Source organism: Antarctobacter sp. (assembly GCF_965277915.1).
Lineage (GTDB): Bacteria > Pseudomonadota > Alphaproteobacteria > Rhodobacterales > Rhodobacteraceae > Antarctobacter.
In genome coordinates this window covers 39,244-57,830 of record NZ_OZ255849.1, presented here as the reverse complement: position 1 = coordinate 57,830, position 18,587 = coordinate 39,244, and the positions used below count along the sequence as shown (strand labels likewise).

Annotated in this window: 14 protein-coding genes; all 14 read right to left on the bottom strand. The window is 65.4% G+C overall.

Annotated elements, in window-relative coordinates; genetic code table 11:
* Positions 1 to 4: 4 nt before the first annotated feature.
* Positions 5 to 949 carry a glycosyl transferase family protein gene (locus ACQY5B_RS01235; protein WP_420326777.1) on the bottom strand — a complete coding sequence of 315 codons (945 nt, stop codon included), beginning with the start codon at positions 947 to 949 and terminating at the stop codon, positions 5 to 7.
* Positions 946 to 3,576: a molybdopterin-dependent oxidoreductase gene (locus ACQY5B_RS01230; protein ID WP_420328559.1), complete on the bottom strand. Its 2,631-nt coding sequence runs from the start codon at positions 3,574 to 3,576 to the stop codon at positions 946 to 948. The genes ACQY5B_RS01235 and ACQY5B_RS01230 overlap by 4 nt, the downstream gene beginning before the upstream one ends.
* Complete coding sequence (gene nirD, locus ACQY5B_RS01225; RefSeq protein WP_420326779.1) at positions 3,576 to 3,908, bottom strand: nitrite reductase small subunit NirD; 333 nt, start codon at positions 3,906 to 3,908, stop codon at positions 3,576 to 3,578. The genes ACQY5B_RS01230 and nirD overlap by 1 nt, the downstream gene beginning before the upstream one ends.
* On the bottom strand, positions 3,905 to 6,337 hold the full coding sequence (gene nirB, locus ACQY5B_RS01220; protein ID WP_420326781.1) for a nitrite reductase large subunit NirB: 2,433 nt from the start codon (positions 6,335 to 6,337) through the stop codon (positions 3,905 to 3,907). Before nirB ends, nirD begins: the two co-directional genes overlap by 4 nt.
* Positions 6,338 to 6,342: 5 nt before the next feature.
* Positions 6,343 to 8,028, bottom strand: a complete 1,686-nt coding sequence (locus ACQY5B_RS01215) for an ABC transporter ATP-binding protein (RefSeq protein ID WP_420326783.1) — start codon at positions 8,026 to 8,028, stop codon at positions 6,343 to 6,345.
* Between the two features lie 5 nt (positions 8,029 to 8,033).
* Positions 8,034 to 9,116 carry an ABC transporter permease gene (locus tag ACQY5B_RS01210; protein ID WP_420326785.1) on the bottom strand — a complete coding sequence of 361 codons (1,083 nt, stop codon included), beginning with the start codon at positions 9,114 to 9,116 and terminating at the stop codon, positions 8,034 to 8,036.
* A 116-nt stretch (positions 9,117 to 9,232) separates the two neighbouring features.
* Positions 9,233 to 10,597, bottom strand: coding sequence for a CmpA/NrtA family ABC transporter substrate-binding protein (locus ACQY5B_RS01205; RefSeq protein WP_305967688.1), 1,365 nt, complete (start codon positions 10,595 to 10,597; stop codon positions 9,233 to 9,235).
* Positions 10,598 to 10,875: 278 nt separating this feature from the next.
* On the bottom strand, positions 10,876 to 12,048 hold the full coding sequence (locus ACQY5B_RS01200; protein WP_420326788.1) for an ABC transporter substrate-binding protein: 1,173 nt from the start codon (positions 12,046 to 12,048) through the stop codon (positions 10,876 to 10,878).
* Complete coding sequence (locus ACQY5B_RS01195) at positions 12,045 to 12,629, bottom strand: ANTAR domain-containing response regulator (protein WP_305967686.1); 585 nt, start codon at positions 12,627 to 12,629, stop codon at positions 12,045 to 12,047. Before ACQY5B_RS01195 ends, ACQY5B_RS01200 begins: the two co-directional genes overlap by 4 nt.
* A 186-nt stretch (positions 12,630 to 12,815) precedes the next feature.
* Positions 12,816 to 14,147, bottom strand: a complete 1,332-nt coding sequence (locus tag ACQY5B_RS01190) for a flagellin N-terminal helical domain-containing protein (RefSeq protein ID WP_306043366.1) — start codon at positions 14,145 to 14,147, stop codon at positions 12,816 to 12,818.
* 345 nt (positions 14,148 to 14,492) lie between these two features.
* The gene (locus tag ACQY5B_RS01185; RefSeq protein ID WP_420326790.1) at positions 14,493 to 15,971 is read right to left on the bottom strand and encodes a mannitol dehydrogenase family protein; all 1,479 of its coding nucleotides are present in this window, start codon (positions 15,969 to 15,971) and stop codon (positions 14,493 to 14,495) included.
* Complete coding sequence (locus ACQY5B_RS01180) at positions 15,971 to 16,741, bottom strand: L-iditol 2-dehydrogenase (RefSeq protein WP_420326791.1); 771 nt, start codon at positions 16,739 to 16,741, stop codon at positions 15,971 to 15,973. Before ACQY5B_RS01180 ends, ACQY5B_RS01185 begins: the two co-directional genes overlap by 1 nt.
* Positions 16,738 to 17,742 carry an ABC transporter ATP-binding protein gene (locus ACQY5B_RS01175; RefSeq protein ID WP_305967682.1) on the bottom strand — a complete coding sequence of 335 codons (1,005 nt, stop codon included), beginning with the start codon at positions 17,740 to 17,742 and terminating at the stop codon, positions 16,738 to 16,740. The genes ACQY5B_RS01180 and ACQY5B_RS01175 overlap by 4 nt, the downstream gene beginning before the upstream one ends.
* A gap of 11 nt (positions 17,743 to 17,753) precedes the next feature.
* Positions 17,754 to 18,584 carry a carbohydrate ABC transporter permease gene (locus ACQY5B_RS01170; RefSeq protein WP_305967681.1) on the bottom strand — a complete coding sequence of 277 codons (831 nt, stop codon included), beginning with the start codon at positions 18,582 to 18,584 and terminating at the stop codon, positions 17,754 to 17,756.
* Between the last annotated feature and the right edge of the window lie 3 nt (positions 18,585 to 18,587).

Sequence of the window (18,587 nt, the reverse complement as noted above, 5' to 3'; positions counted from 1 at the left end):
CCTGTCAGGCGGTCTGCAGAACGGGGCGCGCGTGCCACAGCGCGGAAAGGTCGGGCGACCGGCCCAGCGTGGCAAAGGCCAGAGCGGCGGTGCCGAGGACGATCTGCCGGGCGAACTCCGGCCCCTCGTCACGGACCCAAAGCGCGGTGAGCGCCTCGGTCGGCAGGGTCAGATCCGACAGCCGGCGGTGATCCTCGGTGAGCCCCGGGAAGACCCCCTGCCATACGACGCCGTCGCGCAGGCCGAAACCGGCGATCTCCATCCCCGGGTGGCGTTCGAACTCGCCACCGCCGCCCTTGATGACGGTCAGGTTGCACCAGCCCAGGCGCTGCGCCGCGTCGGCCTGCAACAATCGGTAGGAGGGATGAAAGACACCTTGCACGCTGGCGGGCGCGCGGCCCGGATTCAGCATCCGGCAAACCGTGTTGATGCAAGAGCGCAGGCCAAGAGTCCGGCGCAGGTCGAGCAGGTGGAACAGGGCGGGATGCGCATTTTCCAGCGGCAGGTAGGCGATCCGACCAGCGTCGAGCGCGCGCGCCGCCTCGGCCGGGGTACGGACCTGCGGGATGTGCAATGCCTCCAGTCCGTCGCGGATCGCCCGATCCGGCCCGTTCCAGCCGTGCAACAGAACGCGCTGACCGCTGGAAGCGACCAGTCTTGCCGCCAGCAGGAACCAGGGCAGACCACGGGTGCGACCGGCAGCGTAGCAGGGCCAGTCCAGATCAGCTTGGGGCCAGCCGGCCAGCGGAGCCTGGGCGGCGCGGGCAAATCCGGCAATTTCCCCTGCTGTCTCGCCTTTCATCCTAAGCAGCATCAAGAGCGCGCCAACCGCCTCCGGCGCGGCGCCTTCCAGCATCTGCGACATGGCTTCGGCGGCCTCTTCCTCGGTCAGGGAGCGCGAACGGCCAGGCCCCCGACCCAAGGTTCGAACATGCGCGGCGAGGCTCATTCCGCGGCCTCCCTCTGCTGGACCGAGGCCAGGAGGTCCGCCAGTTCCGGCCGGCACGAGCCGCAGTTGGTGCCCGCCTGCAAGGCCGCACCGATGGCCTCGACGCTCAGCAACCCGTCGGCCTCGATGGCGCTCAGGATCGTGTTCACGCCAACGCCGAAACAGGAACAGAGGATCGGCCCCGGGTCCGGCACATCGGCGGGCGACCGGCCCGAGAGCAGGCTCTGGTCCGGCTGATCCGGCAGCGTGGCCAGGTAATCGCGCATCACCGCAATCGGCGTGGGTGACACGAACAACGCCGCGACCAGTTGCCCGTTTTCCCGAAACGCCAGGCGCGCATTCCCCTGTCCCGGCCCGGTGACCGATGTCAGTTCGGCCGTCGGCAGATCGAAAAGCGCGCGCGCTTCGGCCTCCCAGTCCTGTGGCGTGTCCAGCCCGGCAAGCTCGGCCCGCTGGCCCGAGCCGGTGACGCTGCGCGCCCAATAGGCGGCCTTTGGCGTCATGGGACGGGCGGAAACCGCGAAACCGTACCAGGCCGCGTTCAGCCGCGTGACATTGACCACGCTGGCCTTGCTTTCCGGCTGGCCCGAGACCGGGTCGGTCACCGCCGCGACCAGCGCATCGATCCGGGCCGAAGGGGCGGTTTCCCCGGTCCAGTGCATGGGCGCAAAGACCTGCCCGGGGCGGACGGCATCGGTGATGCGGGCGCGCAGGATGGCGTTGCCCTGCGGGCTGTCGACCCGCACAAGATCTGCCGCCCCGATGCCCTTGGCAATGGCGTCCGCGGGATGGATTTCCAGGAAAGGCTCTGCCAGATGCGCCGAAAGCCGCGGCGAAAGCGCCGTGCGCGTCATCGTGTGCCACTGGTCTCGGGTGCGGCCAGTGTTGAGGCGGAACGGGTAGCGCGGGGCGGTCTTCGCCACCGGCGGACGCCATGAGACCGGGACGAGGCGGGCCTTTTGATCGGCATGGAAGAACTTGCCATCGGAAAAGAAACGCCCGCCCTCGCGCCTGGCACTGACCGGCCAGCGGGTCGGCTGCAAGCTGTCATAGTCCTCGGCGCCCAGGGCGGCGAAGCCTGAGATGTCGAAGTCGCGGCCAAAGGCGCCGGCAATACCCGAGAGCGCGGCGTATTCACGAAAGATCTCGGCCGGGGACTGGTAGTCGAAGGCCGCGCGCCACCCCATGCGGCGCCCGACCTCTGCGAGGATCTCCCAATCGGGACGGGCCTCGCCCGGGGCGGGCAGAACGGCGCGCTGGCGGCTGATGGTGCGGTCCGAATTGGTGACGGTGCCGTCCTTTTCCGCCCATGCGCTGGCGGGCAGAAGGACGTCGGCCAGCCGCGCGGTATCTGTCTCGGCAGTGATGTCGCTGACTACGGTGAACTCACACCCCGCGATGGCGTCGCGCACGCGGTCGGCATCTGGCATGGAAACGGCGGGATTGGTGTGGATGACCCAGAGCGCCTTGATCCGCCCCTCGCCCACCGCGTTGAACATGTCCACGGCCTTCAGCCCCGGCGCGTCGGGAACAGTGGGTGCGGACCAGAAATCACGCACGGCGGCACGGTGGTCGGCCTTTTCAAGGTCGAGGTGACAGGCCAGCATGTTCGCCAGCCCTCCGACCTCGCGCCCGCCCATCGCGTTGGGCTGACCGGTGACCGACAGCGGCCCGCGGCCGGGCTTGCCGATGCGGCCGGTGGCGAGATGACAGTTGAGGATCGCGTTGACCTTGTCCGACCCGGCGCTGGACTGGTTCACACCCTGGCTGAAAATGGTGACTACCTTTTCGGTCCCGATCCACTGGTGGCAGAAGGCGGCGATCTCGGCCTCGCTCAGCCCCGTTGCCTTGCCATCCTCCGCGCGGGCTTGCGCCAGCGCGCTGTCGAAACCCGTGGTGCTGCGCAGGAACTCCTGGTCCACGGCGCCGCGCGCGTCGATCTCTGCCAGAAGCCGGTTGAACAGGGCAACGTCCGATCCGGGCTCCAACGCGAGATGCATGTCGGCGCCATCGCAACTGGCAGTGCGGCGCGGGTCCACGACGATGATCCGCGTGCCGCGCGCCTTTTGCGCTGCGAGGACACGTTGGTACAGAACCGGATGGCACCAGGCCAGGTTCGAGCCGACAAGAACCACCATGTCCGCGCTCTCGATGTCCTCGTAGGTGCCGGGGACGGTATCCGTGCCGAAGGCGCGCTTGTGCCCCGCCACCGTCGAGGCCATGCAAAGACGAGAGTTCGTGTCGATGTTTGCCGAGCCGATGAAGCCTTTCATCAGCTTGTTGGCAACATAGTAGTCCTCGGTCAGCAGTTGCCCCGAGACGTAGAATGCAACGCTATCCGGCCCGTGTTCGGCAATTGTGGCGGCAAAGCGTTCAGCCACCGTGCGCAGGGCGCTGTCCCAGGTGACGTCCCGCCCTCCAATCCGCGGCATCAGAAGGCGGTGCTCCATCCCCACCGTCTCGCCCAGCGCAGAACCCTTGGAGCACAGGCGCCCGAAATTGGCCGGGTGGTCCGGATCGCCGCGTACGTCCAGCCCCCCGCCCGGCTGAGGGGTCAGCAACACGCCGCAGCCCACCCCGCAATAGGGGCAGGTGGACCGAACAGTTTTCCGCCCTGCCCCCGCCATCACGCTGCGCTCCGGTTCTGAAGTGCACCAATCTCCAGCAGGATGCGCCCTGCCTCGATCCGCACCGGGTAGACCGCGATCCGCCCCTCGTCGGCGCCCTGCGCCTCTCCGGTGTTCAGGTCGAACACCCAATTGTGCAGCGGGCAGGTGACTTTCTGTCCGTGCACGATGCCCTCGGACAATGGCCCCTGCTTGTGCGGGCAGGCGTTCGAGGCGGCAAAGACCTCGTCCTCTGCGGTGCGGAACACCGCGATGCAGCCCGCATGTGTCTTGACCAGGCGCGCACCGCGCAGGGGAACATCCGTGACGGCACCAATATCGGTCCAGGTCATTCTGCTGCCTCCAGTGTGAAATCGGCCAGCGGTTGAAAGCTCTTGGCCACGTCCGGGCGGGCGCGTTCGGCCCAGGGATCGGTCTGATAGACGCTTTGCGAAAGGTCGAAACGGGCGACCAGCGCGGCGCGCTCCTCAGGGTCGGCCAGCACGTCCTGCACCCAGTCGAGCCCCACCTTGGCAAGCCACTTGTAGGCCCGGTCGAGGTATTTCGCGTTCTCGCGGTAGAGCTGGACAAAGGCGACGGTCCATTCGATCGCCTCTTCCTCGGTTGGCACATCCACGAGGCGCTCGACCTCCTTGACGTCCATGCCGGCGGCACCGCCGACACCAATTTGGTAGCCGGAGTCGACGCAGACGATGCCGATGTCCTTGCAGGTCGCCTCGGCACAGTTGCGCGGACAGCCGGAAACGCCCAGCTTGACCTTGTGCGGCGTCCACGACCCCCACAGCCGCTTTTCCAGCTTGATGCCCAGCCCGGTGGAATTCTGCGTGCCAAAGCGGCACCAGTCCGAGCCGACACAGGTCTTCACCGTGCGCAGCCCCTTGGTATAGGCATGGCCCGAGACCATTCCCGCCTTGTTCAGATCGGCCCAGATCGCGGGCAGGTCTTCCTTGTGCACCCCCAGCAGGTCGATCCGCTGGCCGCCCGTCACCTTGACGGTCGCGCCGTATTTCTCGGCCGCCTGCGCGATGGCGACAAGTTCCTGCGGCGTGGTCATGCCACCCCACATGCGCGGCATCACCGAATAGGTGCCGTCCTTCTGGATATTGGCGTGGTTGCGCTCGTTCACGAAGCGGCTTTGCGGATCGTCGGTGTAATCCAGCGGCCAATCCGCCAGCAGGTAAAAGTTCACCGCCGGACGGCAGGTATGGCAGCCGTTGACCGTCTTCCAGCCCAGTTCCTGCCAGACCGCCTCCTGGCTCTTCAGCTCCTGGCTCTTGATCAGGCGGCGCACGTCCTCGTGGGAAAGGTCGGTGCAGCCGCAGACGGGCTGGGCCGTGGGCATCTCGAACCCATCACCAAGCGTCACCTGCAACAGCTGTTCGACCAGCCCGGTGCAGGTCCCGCAGGAGGCGCTGGCCTTGGTCGTGGCCTTGATCGCGCCGAGGTCGGTGGCGCCGCCCTCGATGGCCTGGACGATCTGCCCCTTGCATATGCCGTTGCACCCGCAGATCTCTGCCTCAGGCGGCAAGGCTGCAACGGCTGAGAGAGGGTCCGATTGGCCGCCTCCCTGGTAGGCGGGACCAAAGATCAGCGTCTCGCGCATGTCCGAGATGTCGGTGCCGTCCTTGATCAGGCCGAAGAACCAGTTGCTGTCGGCGGTATCGCCGTACATCACCGCCCCGACCAGCCTGTCGCCCTCGATCACGAGGCGCTTGTAGACGCCGCGCGACGGGTCGCGGAAGACCACGTCCTCGCGCCCCTCGCCTTCGGCGAAATCACCGGCGCTGTACAGATCACAGCCAGTGACCTTCAACTTGGTCGACAGTTCCTTGGGGACGAAAGCCGCCTCTTCCCCGGTCAGCGTCGCGGCGACGACCTTGGCCTGGTCGTAAAGTGGCGCGACGAGGCCAAAGAGTTGCCCGTCGAGTTCGACACATTCGCCCACGGCCAGCACGTCCGGGTCCGAGGTCATCATCTGCGCATTGACCTCGATCCCGCGCGCCACGTCCAGGTGGGCGTCGTTGGCGAGCCGGGTTTCCGGACGGATGCCCACCGCCATGACCACCAGATCGGCGTCCAGAACGGTGCCGTCCTCCAGCAGCACCGCCTCGACGCGATCCTCCCCCAGGATGGCCTTGGTCGCCGCCTTGGTCATCACGGTGATGCCGCGCTTTTCCAGATCCTTCTTCAGCAGGTAGCCCGCCGCCTCGTCCAGTTGGCGTTCCATCAGGTGCCCCATCAGGTGCAGGACGGTCACATCCATGCCGCGCAGGGCCAGCCCCGCCGCCGCCTCCAGCCCCAGAAGGCCGCCGCCGATCACCACGGCCTTGCCGCCCCTGGCCGAGGCCTCGACCATCGCGTTGGTGTCGTCCAGATCGCGATAGGCAATCACACCGGGCAGATCCTTGCCGGGTACGGGAATGATGAACGGCGCCGACCCGGTGGCAATCAGCAGCTTGTCATAAGAGACTTCGCCGCTCTCACCGGTGACTGTCCGGCTGTCGCAGTCGATGCCCACCACATGCTCGCCAAAGCGGCAGGTGATCTCGTTCTGCGCATACCAGTCATCGTCATGAGTGACGATTTCCTCGTAGGTCTTTTCACCCGACAGGACGGGAGAAAGCATGATGCGGTTGTAGTTGCCACGCGGTTCGGCGTTGAACAGCGTGATGTCATATTGGTCGGGTGCGCGTTCGCGCAGGTGCTCCAGCACCCGGCCAGAGGCCATGCCGGCGCCGATAACGACTAGTTTCTGTTTCATGGGGATTACTCCGCCGCGATGGCCCGCGGCGCAGCGGCCTTGGGCTTGGGTTTGGCGCCGTGCTCGTATTCCTCGAGGAAATCGAGCACCTGGGCGCGGTAATCGTAGTAGTCGGGGTGTTCCAGCAGGGCCTTGCGGGTGCGCGGGCGCGGCAGGTCGACGTCAACGATCTTGCCGATGGTGGCCTGCGGCCCGTTGGTCATCATCACCACGCGGTCTGCCAGCAGGATCGCCTCGTCGACGTCATGGGTGACGCAGATCGCGGTGACCTTGGTCCGGTCCCAGACCTCCATCAGGACTTCCTGCAATTCCCAGCGCGTCAGGCTGTCGAGCATTCCGAAGGGCTCATCGAGCAGCAGCAGCTTGGGCGAGAGCGCAAAAGCCCGCGCGATGCCAACCCGTTGCTTCATGCCGTTCGACATTTCGCTGGCGGGCTTGTCCATCGCATTGCCCAGCCCGACGCGTTCAAGGTAGTATTCCACCACATCCTGACGCTCGGCCCGGCTGGCCTTGGGATAGACCTTGTCCACGCCCACGGCGCAGTTCTCGCGCGCCGTCAGCCAGGGAAACAGCGAGGGCGACTGGAACACTACGGCCCGTTCCGGATCGGCGCCCTCGACGTGGCGGCCATCCAGCTTGATCGCCCCCTTGGAGATCTCGTTGAGACCGGCGGCCATGGTCAACACCGTGGACTTGCCGCAGCCCGAATGGCCGATCAGCGAGATGAACTCGCCCCGATCCATCTTGAGGTTGAAGTCCTCGACCACGGTCAGCGGTCCCTTGGGTGTTGCGTAGACCTTGTGCAGCTGGCTGAAATCCAGAAAGCGTTCGTCGATCAGCCCCTGCTGGGCATCCTTGACCGCCTGCGGAACACCGTGGATCGGCGTCACCTCGGGCAGCACGCGCGTCCCCTCGGGCTTGGCCTCGATCCCCACCTCCATCAGGTATTGCGTGACCTGCGCCCGCAGCGCCTTGAACCGCTCGTCGTGGTTCATGGCCGACCGGTCGCGCGGGCGGGCAATGTCGACCTTGAACTCATCGCTCAGCGTGCCGTCGGGATTCAGCGCGATGATGCGGTCGGCCAGCAGGATCGCCTCGTCCACGTCGTTGGTGATCAGCACGCAGGTCTTCTTGTCCGCCTCCCAGATCTTCTCGATCTCCTCGGCGAGGTTGGCACGGGTCAGCGCGTCCAACGCCGACAGGGGTTCATCCAGCAGCAGCACCTCGGGCGACATGGCCAGGGCCCGGGCGACGTTCACCCGCTGGCGCATCCCGCCCGACAGTTCCGCCGGGCGGCGCGTGGCGGCATGGCTGAGACCCACCATCTGGACGTAATGGGCGACCTTGGCGGCCTTTTCGGCGCGCGGCATCCCCGGGAACACCGTATCCACCGCCAGCCGCACGTTGCCTTCGACCGTCAGCCAGGGCATCAGCGAATAGTTCTGGAAGATCACGCCGCGTTCCCGGCCCGGTTCGGTGATCGGCTTGCCCTGGTAGGTCACGCTGCCGGCGGTGGGCATTTCCAGGCCCGCCATCAGGTTGATGAGGGTCGTCTTGCCGGTGCCGGAAAAACCGAGGATCACCAGGAACTCGCCTTCCTGCACCTTGAGGTCGATGTCCTTGAGGACCGGCGTGGCATGGGTGCCCTCGCCGAAGCTCTTGGAGACGTTGTTGAAATCGATGACTGCCATGTCGTTCACCGCTGGTTCGAGAAGGTGAAGAGCGACTGCAGGGCGTACATCACGCGATCCAGCAGGAAGCCGATGATCCCGATGGTAAAGACGGCCACCATGATCTTGGCCAGCGACTGGCTGGAACCGTTCTGGAATTCATCCCAGACGAATTTGCCCAGACCCGGGTTCTGCGCCAGCATCTCGGCGGCGATCAGCACCATCCAGCCGACACCGAGGCTCAGCCGCAAGCCGGTGAAGATCAACGGCAGCGCCGAAGGCAGGACCAGCTTGGTGATCTTGGTCCAGGTGTTCATCTTCAGCACCTTCGAGACGTTCACCAGGTCCTTGTCGATCGAGGCCACGCCCAGCGCGGTGTTGATGATCGTCGGCCAGATCGAGCAGAGCGTGACCGTGATGGCCGAGATCAGGAAAGACTTGGCGAAGAGCCCGTCGTTGGTGGCGTAGACCGCCGAAACGATCATCGTGACAATGGGCAACCATGCCAGCGGCGAAACCGGCTTGAAGATCTGGATCAACGGGTTCAGCGCGGCATTGGCCGTGGGAGACAACCCGGCCATGATGCCCAGCGGGATGGCGATGACCGTGCCGATGAAGAAGCCGAAGAAGACGGTCTTGATCGAGGTCCAGATCTGTTCGTAGTAACTGGGCGCGCCGGTATAGGCGATGTCCTTGACCCGTTCGGGTTGACCGGCATCGATGAACTTCTGGTTGCGCTTGGCGACCATTGCCTCGAACTTTTCGCGCTTGGCGGCCTTGGCCTCGGCGTCGGCGTGCAGGTTCACCGCCTCTTCCCAGACGGCGGCCGGGCCGGGCACGGCGCCCAGGCTCGTCTGCACCTGCGGTGCAAGCGTGCTCCAGAGCAGCAGGAAACCGGCAATGGCCAGGAGCGGCACACCGAGAAGGCGCCAAAGATCCTTCATCTGGGCCTTGGGATTGTCGCCGGCAGCAGCCTTGAGCGCAGGAGTGAGCCAGCTCAAACCCAGGACCTGGAACCACTTGTCGGCGGCGTTGATACGGGTGAAGAGGCGTGCGCGGCGGGCCTCGCGGGCGGCGCTGTCGGAAAAATTCGGGTCGACTGTGGTCATGTCATGCGGTCCTCGTTCAGAGGGAGGGGAGGCCCCGGGTCACGGCCCGGGACGCGCGATGCAGGGAGTGAACCGCGCCCCGGACAGGATCCGGGGCCTCGGCGTTCGGGTCGGGCTCAGCCCTTGACCTCGGTGCCGACGACGGTCTGGTCGGCCTTCAGGCCGATGGGCAGGCTGTCGAGGTAGGCATTGGGCGTGCGGCCGTCGTAGGGAATGCCGTCGATGATGTCGGTGGCCGGTGTCGGCGCCTTGTAGCCATCGCTGTCCCAGGGGAAGTCGGCCTCGTTCGCCAGGCCCTCGTCGACCAGAATGCGCGCGGCTTCCAGGTAGATGTCCGGGCGATAGACCGACCGCGCGACCTCGTCGTACCAGCTGTCGGGCTTGGCCTCGGCGATCTGGCCCCAGCGGCGCATCTGCGTCAGGTACCAGACGGCATCCGAGTAGAAGGGATAGGTGGCGTTGTAGCGGAAGAAGACGTTGAAGTCGGGCACGTCACGCTTGTCACCTTTTTCATATTCAAAGGTGCCGGTCATCGAGGCGGCGATCACGTCGTAATCGGCGCCAACGTATTCGGGCCGCGACAGGATCTCGACCGCATCGGGACGGTTGGCATTGTCGTTTTCGTCCAGCCACATGGCGGCGCGGATCAGCGCCTTGGTCACGGCCAGCGTGGTGTTGGGGTATTCCTCGGCGAACTCGGCGGTGATGCCAAAGACCTTTTCGGGATTGTTCTTCCACAGTTCGTAGTCGGTGATGACCGGCACGCCGATCCCCTTGAACACCGCCTGCTGGTTCCAGGGCTCTCCTACGCAGTAGCCATAGATGGTGCCGGCCTCCAGCGTGGCGGGCATCTGCGGCGGCGGCGTCACCGACAGCAGCACGTCGGCGCCGATCTGGCCGGTGATATTCTCGGGCGAGTAGTAGCCCGGGTGCAGGCCACCGGCGGCCAGCCAGTAGCGCAGTTCGTAGTTGTGGGTGGACACCGGGAAGACCATGCCCATGTTGAAGGGCTTGCCCTCGGACTTGTACTTTTCAACCACCGGGGCCAGCGCCTCGGCCGAGATCGGATGCACCGGTTTGCCGTCCTCGTGCGGGATGTTCGGCTTCATCTCGGCCCAGATCTCGTTCGAGACGGTGATGCCGTTGCCGTTGAGGTCCATCGAGAAGGGGGTGACGATATGCGCCTCCGTGCCGAACCCGATGGTGGCCGCCAGCGGCTGGCCCGCCAGCATGTGCGCGCCGTCCAGTTGCCCGCCGATCACGCCGTCCAGCAGAACCTTCCAGTTGGCCTGCGCTTCGAGCGTCACAAACAGGCCCTCGTCAAGGAAGTACCCCTGCTCATAGGCCACGGCGAGCGGGGCCATGTCGGTCAGCTTGATGAAGCCGAAGGTCAGTTCGTCCTTTTCAAGCTCCAGCATCTGCGCCAGCGCGGGGCTGACAAGGGCGGTGGTGGCCGCGAGGCCGAGGAGGAAAGACTTCATGAGGTCGGTTCCTTTTTCAGGGGCCCGGGTCCTTCACGAAACGCCGGGCAAGACAAAAAGCCGCAAACACGCTTTGTCCGGTGGCAGACAAAGAGTGAGCGGCGTTGCTCGGATGATCCCGGTCCATGGGAGGTATTTCGCGCGACGTACGCCATTGCACGTCGATGAGGGTACCCTGCGTCAGGCACACCGGGTGCGGCAACGGTTTTCTGCTGCACTGCGGCGCGAGATCCGGAAATCACCCGGAACGGCACGGCCAACTGCCGCAAAAATGAGCATCAGAAGCGGTCGGGATCAAAAACGCGCCCGTCGAAAAACGCATCCGGCGGCAGCATCAGCCCCCCTTTCCGCGATGCGACGGCGGTTTCTTCGCGAATCGCGCCCTCGAGTTTCTCGGACGCGCCGGGCAGATCGGCCCCCGTGGTCGACATCTGCATACGGTAGATATCGCTGCGAAAAACCTCCGCCGCCCGGCTGCGTGCCCGGTCTTCGTCCAGGCCCAGACGCGCGGCCAGCCGATGCGCGATCCACTTGGCCTGGCTGCGCCAGGGAAAGTTCGCGGCGCCCTCGTGAAAGGCGACAAAGCCATCGACCAGGCGCTGTTCGGCATGGCCCGATATCGTCAGGCGCCCGGTCAGGGCGCGGTCGACCACCTCGGACGGCAGATCGAGATAAGGCTTCTGTGCGAGGATCTCGGCCGCCGAGGTGCGGTGCCCCGGCGCATCCAGCCAGCGCCCCGCCCGCCAGACCGCGCGCATCAGCTTGCCCAGCAGGTGGGGTTCGGTCTCGGCCCAGTCCGTGCGCACGGCCAGCACTTTTTCGGGTGCGAAAGACCAGACCGCCTTGCCGGGCAGCAAAAGCGCCCCTGCCCCGGCCTCGACCGCAGCCGACCCCCAAGGCTCGCCCACGCAAAAGGCATCCACGTCCCCCTCGGCCAGGGCGCGCACCATCAGAGGCGGCGGAACCGTGCGCACTTCGAACCCCGATTGCGCGAGGCCGGAAGACTCCAGCCAGTAGTGCAGAAGTTCCACATGCATGGAGAACGGGAACGGCACGCCGAAGACCAGCGGCCGTTCCGCAACGGCGGCCAGCGCGCGGGCCGCACCCGCCGCGTCGTGAAAATCGAACCCGTATCCCGTGGCCCGCAACCGGTGCTCCAGCGCGCGGCTGACACCGATCACGTTGCCGTTGACCGACAGGACAGAGACCGCCGACACCGGTTGTGTCACCCCGCCCAGCCCCAGCGCCATGGCCACCGGCACCGGCGACAGCAACTGCGCCGCATCCACGCGGCCAAAGGCCAGCATGTCGCGCACCGAGGACCACGAGGGCGCCGCAATCAGATCCAGCGCAATCCCCTCTTCGCGGGCAAATCCCATCTCCTCGGCCACGATCAGAGGCGCGGCATCCACCAACGGGACAAATGCCGTGGGCAGCCTGACCATCTTCATGACAAGAGCCCCGATGCCGTGACCAGCGCCTCGGCCACCTCGGCCACGCGGCGCCCCTGGTCCATCGCGGCCTTGCGCAACAGCGCGTAGGCCTCTTCCTCTTCGATGCCGCGGGCCTTCATCAGCAGGCCCTTTGCGCGGTCGATGACCTTGCGTTCCTCGAGCGCGCGGCGCGTTTCGGCCAGTTCCCGGCGCATCTGGCGCATCATCTGGAACCGCGCGATGGCCGCATCCAGCACGGGTTTCAGCCGGTCCGGCTGCATCCCGTCGACGACATAAGCCGACAGGCCCGCCTCCACCGCCTCGCGCGCAAGTCCGCTGGCCGCGCCCGAGACGAACATTGCGACGGGACGTTCCAACGGGCCGGACGCCAGCGAGAGTTCCTCAAGCATGTCACGGGTGGGATTGTCGATGTCGATCAGCACGACATCGGGCGCCAGCGCCCCGATCCGCCGCGCCAGGCTGGAGGCATTGCCGATGACATGCACGTCATAAGGGCCCGAGGCGCGCAGCGCATCGACGATCGAGATCGCGCGCTCGCGATCCTCCTCGACGACAACGATGGTGATCCGATCCGGCATGGCGTCTTTTCACCACTGGCGCTGCGCACGGCAAGCGCGGGCGGCCCCGGATGCCTGCCGACCCGGCACATCGCCCAATTTTTGGGCAAAAATGGGCATTCATCCGGCAAGGATGAAGGGCCGGCGCACATGCGCCGCCCCTTCGAAAGCAAAGCGTTCCACAGCCCGGCGAGCCTTGGATGCGGGTCAGCCTTGGAACAGCGACAGCAGCGACTGCGGGGCCTGGTTGGCGATGGACAGCGCCTGGACACCCAGCTGCTGCTGCACCTGCAGCGCCTGCAGACGGGCCGAGGCCTCTTCCATGTCCGCATCGACCAGCGCACCGATGCCGGATTTCAGCGCATCGGTCAGTTGCGAGACGAAATCCGCCTGGGTTTCGATGCGGCCCTGCGCCGAACCGAATGCCGAGGCCGAGTCGATGGCCGTCTGGATCAGGCCCTCGATCGATTCCAGGGCAGCGTCAGCGCCGGCCTGGGTGGTCACGTCGATGTCCGACAGGTCTTCCAGGCGGCCACCAATGGTGGCATCCCCGACATCATAGCTGCGGACCTGGACCGAGAAGTTGTCACCCGCGTTGTTGGCGCCGGTAAAGTCGATCTGGTTCGCGTTGGTGCCGTTCACCGCCGCACCGATACCGAGACCGTCGGTGATGTCCGAGTTGTCGGCCACGTACTTGTTGAAGGCGTCGGCAAGAGCGGCGGCCACGTCGGCCTGTGTATCACCGTCGCGGGCGACATAGGTGATTTCCTGTGCGCCGGCGGTGGCGGTGGTGTTGAAGGTCGCCAGACCTGCCGCGCCGCCCGTGATCTCGATCGAGAAACCGGTGCCGGCGGCCACGGTCGCCGTGCCCGCACCGGCGGTCTGGCCGACGACGGCAGCCGTGGTCGGCTGTGTCGCGTTGCCGGTCAGGGCGACGGCGGCGGTGTTGGCCGCACCCGACAGTTCGTCAGAGGCCGCGGCGGTGGCGGATGCCGATGCCACGTCGATCGACGATGCCCCGGTGCCGAGGTCCTGCTTGGCCACGGTGATGTCCGAGGCGGTCACGCCGGTACCCGACCGATCCAGCGAGGCCAGCACGTTGATGCTGCCCGAACCGGCGGCGGTGTCGGTGTTCGACAGCAGGTTCAGACCGTTGAACTGTGCGGCACCGACGACTGCACTGATCTGGTTGCGCAGGGCGTCGATGTCGGTCTGGATCTTGGCCCGGTCGACGTTCTCTTCCTGGGCGGCAACGATGCGGGCCTTGATCTCGGTCAGCAGTTCGGTGGTCGTTTCCGCCGCCTGGCGGGCGACGGCGACGGTGGACTGGCCGAGGTTGAGGCTGTCGGAGATGCCCTTGAAGCCCTTGACGTCTGCCTCCATCACCTTGGAGATGGCCCAGACGGCGGAGTTGTCCTTGGAGGTTGCAACACGCTTGCCCGTCGAGATTTCCGACTGGGTATCCGCGAGATTGGAGTTGATGGACTTGAGGGTCTGCAGCGCGACCATCGCGCCATTGTTCGTCAGGATGCTAGACATATTCTTGCCCTTGCTGTTCGAAAGCGCATTTTGGCGCCGGTTTCATTTGCCGCGATCGGCTTTGCTGACGTCGTTCTGACGGATGCAGGCCTTGATATCGGTCTGCGCCACCGCTTCAGGTGCGCCGCCAACCTCACCGCTTGGAATGAACAGAAGGCTAAAACGCTCCTCTCGCTTACCTAGAATTTGTCTGAAACCGGAAGTGTTGGTGACGCACCGGACCGGATTACCGACGGGGCAAAGAAAAACCCGGCACGCAAGCGCCGGGTTCAAACAGGCGGGGCACCGCGGAAACCACGACGCACCCCGTGTCTTGTTAGGTCATTCAGGAGCCGCGCAGCCCCATCACTCCAGATAGGCGCGTATCGCGGCTTCTGTTCCTTCGGCCCAGATTCGTTGCAATGCCTCGGCAAAGGCCGCTGCGAAACCGGGGGCATCTGCCAGCGCGCCATAGAAGTGGCGCTGGTCCAGCCAGGCCTGAGGCCGATCCTTTGCGGCAAGGGCGACTTGCGTCAGGTCGTCCCAGACCGGATCGTTCGGCATGATCTCCGACCCATCCTCCCGCGTGCCGGCACACATCCTGGCCCAGAGCGCCTGGGACAGCGCCAGCCCGGCCAGCGGAGTTCCTGCCGCCACGGCGTCGCGGATCACCGGCAGGACCGCCCCGGTATGGCGCGACGAGCCGTCAAAGGCCACGCGACGCACGGTATCCACGATCTTCGGGTTGGAAAACCGTGCGTCGATCAGATCGACGTAGGCCTGCGGCGTCATTCCCGGCACAGCCCGCACATGGGGGGCGATTTCCTCCAGCGCCAGCTTGCGGAACAGCCCGCGGATCAGAGGATGGGCCATCGTGTCGTGGATCGTCTCGATGCCGAGGATCTCCGCCGGGGACGCGATGACCTGATGCCCGCCGTTCAGCATCCTCAGCTTCATCGCCTCGTAATCGTGCACGTCGTCCGAGATCGTCGCCCCGACCTGTTCCCAGGCAGGCCGCCCGGCACAGAACCGGTCCTCGATCACCCATTGGCGGAAATTCTCATGCGTCACCGGCACCGCATCGTCGATGCCGAATTCCCGCACCAACGCCAGTTCGCGCGGGCCGGTGGCCGGAACGATGCAATCCACCATCGAGTTGGGAAAACTGCAATGCGCCGCGATCCAGTCCGCCAGGTCCGGATCGGCCATGCGGGCCAGGCCGATGATGACCTCTTCCAGCTTGGTCCCGTTGCCGGGGAGGTTGTCGCAACTCTGGCAAGTGAACGGCCCGGCTTCGCTGTCGCGGCGGCGCCTCAGGGCGGCGATCATCGCACCAAAGGCGGTGCGCGGCGCCTCCAGGTTGGCCGCGTCGTGGCGCATGTCCGGATGCGTCGGATCAAAGGCCTTGGTCGCCGGGTCGAGGTAGTAGCCGCCCTCGGTGACGGTCAGCGCGACGATCCGGATCGCCGGGTCGGCCATGCAGTCGATCAGCGGCCCGTTGCCCTCGACAATCGGCACATAGTCGATCATCGAGCCGACCACCTCGGCCGAGCTGCCCTTCGGGTCCAGCTCGATCAGCGTTGTCAGATAGTCCTGTTCGGCCATCTTCAGCCGCTGCGCCTCATCGTAGGGGCGCACGCCCGCGCCGATGATGGCCCAGTCCAGTGCCTGCCCCTGCTGCATGAGGCGGTGCAGGTACCACGCCTGGTGCGCACGATGGAAATTGCCCAGACCGATATGCACGATCCCCGGTTGCAGCGAACGGCGGTCATAGGTCGGCGCGGACACGCCCTCTGGCAGATCCGCCAGCGTCGTGTTGTTCAGTTTGACAAGGGTTGCGGTCATCAGCTCATCCAGTTCCCGCCATCGACGTTCAGACATTGCGCAGTGATGTAGCGGGCGTCCTCGGAGGCCAGGAACACGCAGGGGTCGGCCACCTCTTCCGGCGTCCCCATGTGACCAAGCGGCACCGCTTCGCCCACTTCGCGTTTCTTCTGCCCCTTGGGCTTGTCCTCGTACTCGGCAAAGAGCCCGTCGACGATCTCCCACATGGGGGTGTCGATCACTCCGGGGGCGATGGCGTTCACCCGGATGTTCTCCTTTGCCAGTTCCAGGGCAAGCGATTGCGTGATCGAGATCACCGCCGCCTTGGTGGAACAGTAGACGGCGATATTCGGCTCTCCCCGACGCCCGGCCTGCGAGGAAAAGTTGATGATCGCCCCGCCGCCACGCGCCTTCATTCCCGGCACAACGGCCTGGATCGCAAAGAGCGTACCGCCGACGTTGACGTCGAACTGGCGGCGGTAATCCTCGGGGGTGATCCGGTCGATGGAGGCCATGTTGAAGACGCCGGCATTGTTCACCAGCACGTCGACCCCGCCCCATTCGGACTCCACGCGCGCGACGCCCTCGGAGATGGAGGCCGGATCGGTCACGTCCATGGCAAGCGCCATACCGTTGTCACCCAGCAGCGCGGAACAAGCGCGGGCCTCGTCCGCCAAACGGTCGGCCACGGCAACCCGCGCCCCTTCGCGCGCGAACGCCTGGCAGATCGCGCGGCCGATGCCGCGCGCCCCGCCGGTGACCAGCGCCACCTTTCCCGCCAGTCGCGTCATTGAATCCGCAGTCCCTCGGCATCGAAACGGTGCAGATGCTCCAGGTTCGGATTCAGGAAGATCGTGTCGCCGTGGTGAACCGGGATCTCACCGCCGACGCGCACGGTCATCGGATCGCAACCCGGCACGCCGTGGACATGGATGAAAGTGTCTGAGCCCAGGTGCTCGGCCACGCCCACCTTGCCTTGCCACAAGCCTTCGGTGGTCGAGACCTCGACATGTTCGGGACGGATGCCGATGGTATGCGCATCGTGCTTTGCCGCCTCCGGACCTTCGAGGAAGTTCATCTTGGGGCTGCCGATAAAGCCGGCGACGAACTTGTTGCGCGGCGTGCGGTACAGCTCCAGCGGCGACCCCACCTGTTCGATCACCCCGGCCTGAAGGACCACGATCTTGTCGGCCATGGTCATTGCCTCGACCTGGTCGTGGGTGACGTAGATCATGGTGGTGTCGAGCTTCTTGTGCAGCTCGCTGATCTCCATCCGCATGCCCACGCGCAAGGCGGCGTCGAGGTTGGACAGCGGCTCGTCGAAGAGAAAGGCCGCCGGTTCACGCACGATGGCCCGACCGATGGCGACACGCTGCCGCTGACCGCCCGAAAGCTGTCCGGGGCGACGGTCAAGGTAATCGGCCAGGTTCAGCGCCTTGGCCGCGGCCTCGATACGCCTGTCCTGTTCCGCCTTGTCGACCCCCGCCATCTTCATCGGGAAGGCGATGTTCTTGCGCACCGTCATATGCGGGTAAAGCGCATATGACTGGAACACCATCGCCAGGCTGCGTTTGGCCGGGGGCAGCGAGGTCGCGTCCTTTCCGTCGATCTCGATCACGCCGTCGCTGGTGTCCTCCAAGCCGGCGATCAGACGCAACAGCGTGGACTTGCCGCAACCGGAGGGGCCGACGAACACGGTGAACTCGCCATCTTCGATGGTCAGGTCCAGCGGCGGGATCACGGTCACGTCGCCAAAGGACTTCTTGACTTGCTTGAGTTGAATACGTCCCACGGATCTCTCCCTTATTTTACCGCGCCGAAGGTCAGGCCGCGGACGAGTTGTTTCTGGCTGAACCAGCCCATGATCAGGATCGGCGCGATGGCCATGACCGAAGCCGCCGACAGTTTCGCGTAGAACAGCCCTTCGGGGCTGGAGTAGCTGGCGATAAAGGCCGTCAGGGGTGCCGCGTTCGCGGCGGTCAGGTTGAGCGTCCAGAAGGCCTCGTTCCACGCCAGGATGATGTTGAGCAGGATGGTCGAGGCGATTCCCGGCACGGCCATCGGTGTCAGCACGTAGATGATTTCATCCTTGAGCGAGGCGCCGTCCATCCGCGCGGCCTCCAGGATTTCACCCGGGATCTCGCGGAAGTAGGTGTAGAGCATCCAGACGATGATCGGCAGGTTGATCAGCATCAGCACCAGGACCAGGCCGATCTGCGTATCCAGCCAGCCAAGCCGGATGAAGAGCAGGTAGATCGGGTAGAGCACACCGACCGCCGGCAGCATCTTGGTGGAGAGCATCCACAGCAGGATGTCCTTGGTCCGCTTCGATGGCACGAAGGCCATCGACCAGGCCGCGGGAACCGCGATTATCGTGCCAAGGATGGTCGATCCGACGGCGATGATGATCGAGTTCCACAGGAACCTCGCGTAATTCGACCGTTCCTGGACCGCCGCGTAGTTTTCCAGCGTCCAGTCAAAGAACAGGAAGACCGGCGGATCGCTGATGGCCTGGGCCTCTGTCTTGAAGCTGGTCAGGATGGTCCAGAGGATGGGAAAGAAGATCAGCAGACCCACACCCCAGGCGAAGGCGGTGTTGATCGCTTTGCGTTGTGTCGTGACAGCGCGTGCCATTGC

Excerpts from the sequence above, each read along its gene's own strand:
- ACQY5B_RS01235 (WP_420326777.1), bottom strand. The coding sequence starts at position 949 with ATGAGCCTCGCCGCGCATGTTCGAACCTTGGGTCGGGGGCCTGGCCGT.
- ACQY5B_RS01230 (WP_420328559.1), bottom strand. The coding sequence starts at position 3,576 with ATGGCGGGGGCAGGGCGGAAAACTGTTCGGTCCACCTGCCCCTATTGC.
- nirD (WP_420326779.1), bottom strand. The coding sequence starts at position 3,908 with ATGACCTGGACCGATATTGGTGCCGTCACGGATGTTCCCCTGCGCGGT.
- nirB (WP_420326781.1), bottom strand. The coding sequence starts at position 6,337 with ATGAAACAGAAACTAGTCGTTATCGGCGCCGGCATGGCCTCTGGCCGG.
- ACQY5B_RS01215 (WP_420326783.1), bottom strand. The coding sequence starts at position 8,028 with ATGGCAGTCATCGATTTCAACAACGTCTCCAAGAGCTTCGGCGAGGGC.
- ACQY5B_RS01210 (WP_420326785.1), bottom strand. The coding sequence starts at position 9,116 with ATGACCACAGTCGACCCGAATTTTTCCGACAGCGCCGCCCGCGAGGCC.
- ACQY5B_RS01205 (WP_305967688.1), bottom strand. The coding sequence starts at position 10,597 with ATGAAGTCTTTCCTCCTCGGCCTCGCGGCCACCACCGCCCTTGTCAGC.
- ACQY5B_RS01200 (WP_420326788.1), bottom strand. The coding sequence starts at position 12,048 with ATGAAGATGGTCAGGCTGCCCACGGCATTTGTCCCGTTGGTGGATGCC.
- ACQY5B_RS01195 (WP_305967686.1), bottom strand. The coding sequence starts at position 12,629 with ATGCCGGATCGGATCACCATCGTTGTCGTCGAGGAGGATCGCGAGCGC.
- ACQY5B_RS01190 (WP_306043366.1), bottom strand. The coding sequence starts at position 14,147 with ATGTCTAGCATCCTGACGAACAATGGCGCGATGGTCGCGCTGCAGACC.
- ACQY5B_RS01185 (WP_420326790.1), bottom strand. The coding sequence starts at position 15,971 with ATGACCGCAACCCTTGTCAAACTGAACAACACGACGCTGGCGGATCTG.
- ACQY5B_RS01180 (WP_420326791.1), bottom strand. The coding sequence starts at position 16,741 with ATGACGCGACTGGCGGGAAAGGTGGCGCTGGTCACCGGCGGGGCGCGC.
- ACQY5B_RS01170 (WP_305967681.1), bottom strand. The coding sequence starts at position 18,584 with ATGGCACGCGCTGTCACGACACAACGCAAAGCGATCAACACCGCCTTC.